Origin of the sequence: Streptomyces sp. SID1328 (genome assembly GCF_009865595.1) — a bacterium.
Classification (GTDB): Bacteria; Actinomycetota; Actinomycetes; order Streptomycetales; family Streptomycetaceae; genus Streptomyces; species Streptomyces griseoluteus.
The window spans coordinates 1-6,034 of record NZ_WWKH01000420.1 but is presented as its reverse complement, the minus strand read 5'-3'; the positions used below and the strand labels follow the sequence as shown (position 1 = coordinate 6,034).

General features: G+C 72.0%; 7 protein-coding genes. 3 read left to right on the top strand and 4 right to left on the bottom strand.

Annotated features, from left to right (window positions below; all coding sequences use genetic code 11):
* Window positions 1–234: 234 nt before the first annotated feature.
* Window positions 235–1,575, top strand: a complete 1,341-nt coding sequence (locus GT030_RS12660) for a transcriptional regulator (protein ID WP_086691944.1) — start codon at window positions 235–237, stop codon at window positions 1,573–1,575.
* A 96-nt stretch (window positions 1,576–1,671) separates the two neighbouring features.
* Complete coding sequence (locus GT030_RS12655; RefSeq protein WP_161201193.1) at window positions 1,672–2,211, top strand: NUDIX hydrolase; 540 nt, start codon at window positions 1,672–1,674, stop codon at window positions 2,209–2,211.
* Here the strand turns inward: GT030_RS12655 and GT030_RS12650 are convergent.
* Window positions 2,205–2,462, bottom strand: a complete 258-nt coding sequence (locus GT030_RS12650; RefSeq protein ID WP_030812856.1) for a hypothetical protein — start codon at window positions 2,460–2,462, stop codon at window positions 2,205–2,207. The two genes, GT030_RS12655 and GT030_RS12650, sit on opposite strands and share 7 nt — an antisense overlap.
* A gap of 226 nt (window positions 2,463–2,688) precedes the next feature.
* Window positions 2,689–3,561, bottom strand: coding sequence for a 3-hydroxybutyryl-CoA dehydrogenase (locus GT030_RS12645; protein WP_207229171.1), 873 nt, complete (start codon window positions 3,559–3,561; stop codon window positions 2,689–2,691).
* Between the two features lie 169 nt (window positions 3,562–3,730).
* Between GT030_RS12645 and GT030_RS12640 the strand changes: the two genes are divergently transcribed.
* On the top strand, window positions 3,731–4,987 hold the full coding sequence (locus GT030_RS12640; RefSeq protein WP_161201192.1) for a family 10 glycosylhydrolase: 1,257 nt from the start codon (window positions 3,731–3,733) through the stop codon (window positions 4,985–4,987).
* A 15-nt stretch (window positions 4,988–5,002) separates the two neighbouring features.
* On the opposite strand, the gene GT030_RS12635 is transcribed toward GT030_RS12640, so the two are convergent.
* Both GT030_RS12635 and GT030_RS12630 read right to left on the bottom strand, forming a co-directional pair.
* Window positions 5,003–5,200, bottom strand: a complete 198-nt coding sequence (locus GT030_RS12635) for a DUF1918 domain-containing protein (protein ID WP_161201191.1) — start codon at window positions 5,198–5,200, stop codon at window positions 5,003–5,005.
* 19 nt (window positions 5,201–5,219) lie between these two features.
* Window positions 5,220–6,034 (bottom strand): DMT family transporter (locus GT030_RS12630; RefSeq protein WP_161201190.1); only part of this gene is annotated, 815 nt, incomplete at its 5' end.

The window sequence follows — 6,034 nt, the reverse complement described above, 5'->3', positions numbered from 1 at the left end:
CGCGGCGGCGAAAGGCGGGGCTCCGCCCGACGCCCGGGGGCGCTCGGCCGGACCGCCGCCTTGTGAGGGGGAGCGGGCGGCCCGGCCCGCCTCTGGTGAGGCGGGGACCCAAGTGAAGCGGCCCCGCCCCCGCGCCGGACAGTGCGCGCGGGGCGCGGATGCGCGCACTCCGTTCACACCCCGTGTGAACCCGTTCGCACTACGCTTACGGCACCACGCCACTCGGGGGGCACCATGCAGCCCAACACTCTGCTCGACGCGATCCTGGACGAGGCGGGGATCTCGCACGCCGGGCTCGCCGCCCACGTCAACCAGGCGGGCCGCCGTCGGGGACTCGCCCTCAGATACGAACACACCGCCGTCGCGCGCTGGCTGAAGGGCCAGCGGCCGAGAGGCCAGGTGCCGGACCTGATCTGCGAGGTGCTCGCGGGACGGTTACGGCGCCCGGTCACGCTGGACGACATCGGTCTCGGCGTACCGGGTGAACCGGCCACCGCGCACGCCGGCTCGCTCTCCGGCTTCGTGGAACGGGCCACCGCGCTGTGGCGCTCCGACGAACAGCAGCGCCCGCACGTCCTGGGCGCCCCCGCGGTCACCGGCACGCCCGCCGTGATGCCGGTGTGGGAGTGGGAGAACCCGCCGGAGGACGTCGACGTCTCGCGCGGCGGACACCTCCGGGTCACCGAGGCCGACATCGGCACCCTGCGGGCGGCCCGCGCCCACTACGAGCAGATGTACCGCAAGACGGGCGGGGTGGCGACCCGCACCCGCATCGTCGGCTTCCTCAACGCCGAGGCCGCGCCCCTGCTGCGCGGCAGCTATCCCGACGACACCGGCCGTCAACTGCACCGCGCCACCGGCGGGCTGGTGGCCATCGCGGGCATCTGCGCCTACGACTCCGACGCCCACGGCCTGGCCCAGCGATACTTCCACCAGGCGCTGCGGCTGGCCAAGGCGAGCGGGGACCGGGGGCTGGGGGCGTACGTGATAGCGCTGCTGGTCAACCAGTCGCTGTTCATGCGGGAGTACCGCCAGGCGGTCGCCTTCGCCGAGGCCGCGCTGCGTACGGCGGGCCGCCACATCACCCCGGCGCTCGCCTCCGACCTGTACGCGATGCAGGCCAAGGCGTACGCACACCTCGGCGACGGGGGCGGCGCGCTGTCCTGCATCCGGCGGGCGGAGTCGGCGGCCGGGCAGATCCGGCCGGGCACCGAGCCGGACGAGACGGGCTACGTCCAGCCGGGCCTGGTGAACGTCCAGGTGGCCGAGGCGCTGCTGAGCCTCGGTGAGCTGTCGGCCGCGCGGGAGCACGCGGCGGCGGCCGTGGACACCCCGGCGCACGACCGGGGCCGGGTGCACCGGCTGGCGATGCTGAGCACGATCGAGCTGCGGCAGGGCAACGCCGACAAGGCGGTGGCGACGGCCGTGCAGATGGCCGAGCAGGCACGCGGCATGGAGTCCCAGCGGCTGCGCGACCGGCTCCGGGCGGTCCGCGAGTACCTCGTGCGCTGCGGCTCGGCCGGCACCGCGGACGCGGCGGAACTGATCGACGGCGCGCTGCGCGTCCCGCTGTAGCGGGCGGGGGCGCGCGCCGCCGAAGCGAGCGCCCTGTAGGCCGGGAATAGTCCCTGCTGCGATATTGCCACTTACTCGGCGGAAGGTGGCAGAACCGTGCAGTGGACGAAACAGAACGAACAAACTGTGTACGCGAATCGCTGGTTCAGCGTCAACCTGGCGGATGTGGAGCTGCCCGACGGCTCACATCTGGACCACTTCCTGATCCGGCTCCGTCCGGTCGCCGTCGCCACGGTGGTCAACGAGGCCAACGAGGTCCTGCTGCTGTGGCGGCACCGCTTCATCACCGACAGCTGGGGCTGGGAACTGGCCGCCGGGGTCGTGGAGGACGGCGAGGACATCATGACCGCGGCCGCGCGGGAACTGGAGGAGGAGACCGGCTGGCGGCCGGGGCCTCTGCACCACCTGATGAGTGTGGAGCCGTCCAACGGCCTCACCGACGCCCGGCACCACGTCTACTGGTCCGACCAGGGTGAGTACATCGGTCATCCCGTGGACGACTTCGAGTCGGACCGCCGTGAGTGGGTCCCGCTCAAACTCGTCCCCGACATGATCGCCCGAGGGGAGGTCCCGGCCGCCAACATGGCGGCCGCGTTACTCCTGCTGCACCATCTCCGGCTCGCCGACGGTCAGTGAGCCAGTGCCTGCCAGACGGCGACGGCCAGCGCCCCCAGGGCGGTGAGCGCGGCCACCGAGGTCAGTGGCCAACGGGCGTGTTCGAGGGACTTCACCCGGGAGTTCAGCTCGTCCAGCTCCTTGGCGGTCTCCTCGGTACGGTGACTGAGCAGGGCCAGCCCGCCTTCGACGCGCGCGTAGGCGACGTCGAGGCGGCGGCGTAACTCGGCCAGTTCTCCGTGAACCACGGCCTGCTCCGGTTCGACGGTCACGGGTCCACTCCTTTCCGTGGTCGGACGGGACGACTCCGCATCCCTTGCATGCGCATGCAGAGTCAACCGCCCTGGTAGGCCCGTGGGGAGCGTGTGCGAACGGCATATGCGAGCCCCCGGCGCACACGGAGTGTGAAACACATGGACCCGGCACTCATCCGAGTGCCGGGTCCATGTGCGATCCACATATGTGCGATCAACACGTGTTGATCACCACACGGTCTGCTCAGTACGAGTAGAAGCCCGACCCGGACTTCCGGCCCAGCCGGCCCGCCTCGACCATGCGCTGGAGCAGCGGGGGAGCGGCGTACAGGGGCTCCTTGTACTCGGCGTACATGGAGTTGGCGATCGAGACGATCGTGTCCAGGCCGATGAGGTCGGAGAGCTTCAGGGGACCCATCGGGTGGGCGCAGCCCATCTCCATGCCGTTGTCGATGTCCTCGCGGCTGGCGATGCCGGACTCGAACATGCGGATCGCGGAGAGGAGGTACGGCACCAGCAGTGCGTTGACGACGAAGCCGGAGCGGTCCTGCGCGCGGATGGCGTGCTTGCCCAGCGTCTTCTCGGCGAAGATCTGCGCCCGGCTGAGCGTGCCCTCGGAGGTGGTGAGGGCCGGGATCAGCTCGACCAGGTTCTGCACCGGGGCCGGGTTGAAGAAGTGGATGCCGATCACGTGGTCGGGGCGCGAGGTGGCGACCGCCAGCTTGACCAGGGGGATGGAGGAGGTGTTGGAGGCCAGGATCGCGTCCGGCCGGGTCACCACCTGGTCGAGCACCTGGAAGATCTCCGTCTTCACCTGCTCGTTCTCCACCACGGCCTCGATCACCAGATCGCGGTCGGCGAACTCGCCCAGGTCGGTGGTGAAGCTCAGCCGGGAGAGGGCCGCGTCGCGCTCCTCCTCGCTGATCTTGCCGCGCTCGGCCGCCTTGGCCAGGGAGTTGTGCAGCCGGGTACGGCCGTACTCCAGGGCGTCGCCGGTGGTCTCGGCGACCTTCACGTCCAGTCCCGCGCGTGCGCACACCTCGGCGATGCCCGCGCCCATCTGGCCGCAGCCCACGACTCCGACGCGCGAGATGTCTCCGGCTCGGAAGTCCGTCACATCGTCCCCTTCGCTGGTTCTCCGGCTCGTGCAGGGCGTCCGGATTCGGTGCCTGCTCCGATCGTGCACGTTACCGCCAAGTATCGATGATCGATCGGCGGGGTAGGGACAAGCCGTGCCTCCGGGACGATCCGTCACGGGGCGGACTCGGAGCGTGGGGGAGGTACCGATGGCGGCTCGCGCGGTGACCGGGACGCGGACGGGGGTGGCGGCCGTCTCGCGGCGGACGCTCGCCCTGGGCGCGCTGGCCGCTCTGGCGACGGCCGGGAGCACCCCGGCGTACGCCTCCGGGCGGCACCGCCGGGAGATGCGCGGGGTCTGGCTCGCCACGGTCGCCAACCGGGACTGGCCCTCGCGGCCGGGGCTCCCGCCCGGAGAGCAGCGGGCCGAACTGATCGCCCACCTCGACCGGGCGGTGGCCGACCGGCTGAACACCGTGATCTTCCAGGTGCGCCCGACCGCCGACGCCCTGTGGCCCTCGCCGTACGAGCCCTGGTCGGAGTACCTGACCGGCACCCAGGGCCGCGACCCCGGCTGGGACCCGCTGGGCACCGCCGTGCGCGAGGCCCACGCGCGCGGCCTGGAGCTGCACGCCTGGTTCAACCCGTACCGCATCGCCAACCACACCGACCCCGGCCGGCTCACCCCGGACCACCCGGCGCGGCTCCACCCGGAGTGGGTGGTGCCCTACGGCGGCAAGCTGTACTACAACCCCGGCCTGCCCGAGGTCCGGCGCTTCGTCCGGCTGGCCATGCTGGACGCGGTCGCCAAGTACCCCATCGACGCCGTCCACTTCGACGACTACTTCTACCCTTACCCGGTCGCCGGGCAGACCTTCGACGACGACACCGCCTACGACGCGTACGGGGGCGGCTTCGAAGACCGGGCCGCCTGGCGGCGCCACAACATCGACCGGCTGGTGCGGGAGGTCGCGGCGGGTATCCGCCGGGTACGGCCCGGCACCCGCTTCGGGATCAGCCCCTTCGGCGTCTGGCGCAACGCGGCGACCGACCCGCGAGGCTCCGACACCCGGGCCGGCGTGCAGACGTACGACGACCTGTACGCGGACACCCGGAAGTGGGTGCGCGAGCACTGGATCGACTACATCGTCCCGCAGATCTACTGGAACATCGGCTTCGCGGCCGCCGACTACGCGAAGCTCCTCGACTGGTGGGCGGCCGAGGCCGCGGGCACCCGGACCCGGCTGTACGTCGGGGAGGCGCTCTACAAGGCGGGCGCGGCGGGACAGCCTCCCGCCTGGCAGGACCCCGCCGAACTGTCCCGGCATCTCACCCTGGCCGCCGAATATCCGCAGGTGCGCGGGCATGTGTTCTTCGCCGCCCAGGACGTGGCCCGCGATCCGCTGGGCGCGATGGCACGGGTGGTCGCCGACCACTACAGCCGGCCAGCGAGACCCCCGCGCTGACCCCGTTGTGTTCCGCTAGCTCGTCTTGTCCTCGTGGTGGCGGACCTGGCAGTCCGGGCCGGGCGACATGATGGCCTCGTGCCCGTCCTCGAAGCGGACGCGGTAGGGCGGTTCGCCCTCCTCGCCGATCACTTCGACCACTTCGGTGACCTGATCGTGTTGGCCCACCACTCGTCCGTGCTGGACAAGGTGGTCGCCCTTGGACGCGCGCATTGTCAGGCCCTCCTCACGGTCACGACCGTTGGGTGACGGCGATGCATACGAGCACGGCGATCGCGGTCAGCGGAGCCGCCGCGGGTACGTGCTCGCCCAGTAGCAGTGCCGACCACACCAGTGTGAGCAGGGGCTGGGCCAACTGCAACTGGCTGGCCCGCGGGATGCCGACGGCCGCCATGCCCCGGTACCAGAGGAGCAGCCCGAGGAACTGTGAGCCCACCGCGACCCACAGCACCCCGGCGATCCCGTGCGCGGTGAGCCGTACCGGCTCGTGCCCCAGCGCGACCGCGGTGCCGAGCGCGCTCAGCGGCAGGCACAGCACCAGCGCCCAGCCGATGACCTGCCAGCCCGGCATGACCCGGGCGAGCCGGCCGCCCTCGGTGTACCCGGCCGCGCAGATCAGCAGGGCCGCGAAGAGATAGACGTCCGCCCTGGTCAGGGCGCCGCCGCTCTGCGTGACCGTGAACGCGGCCACGGCCGCCGCGCCGGCCAGGGCCGCCGCCCAGAAGCGGCGCGAGGGGCGTACGCCGGTGCGCAGGGCGGACACCGCGGCGGTGGTCAGGGGCAACAGGCCCACGACGACGGCCGCGTGCGCGGTGGTCGAGGTCTGGAGCGCGAGCGTGGTCAGCAGCGGGAAACCCAGCACCGTGCCGATCCCGACCATCGCGAGCCCCGGCAGATGGCGGGCCTCGGGCAGCGGCACGCGCAGAAGCAGCAGGCAGGCGCCCGCGACCAGGGCCGCGAGGACGCCCCGGACCGCCACGAGCGACCAGGGCCCGAGGCTCTCCAGACCCCAGGCGGTCGCCGGGAAGGTGAGGGAGAAGGCGACGA

Coding starts and splice junctions, on each gene's coding strand:
- GT030_RS12660 (WP_086691944.1), top strand. CDS start 235: ATGCAGCCCAACACTCTGCTCGACGCGATCCTGGACGAGGCGGGGATC.
- GT030_RS12640 (WP_161201192.1), top strand. CDS start 3,731: ATGGCGGCTCGCGCGGTGACCGGGACGCGGACGGGGGTGGCGGCCGTC.
- GT030_RS12635 (WP_161201191.1), bottom strand. CDS start 5,200: ATGCGCGCGTCCAAGGGCGACCACCTTGTCCAGCACGGACGAGTGGTG.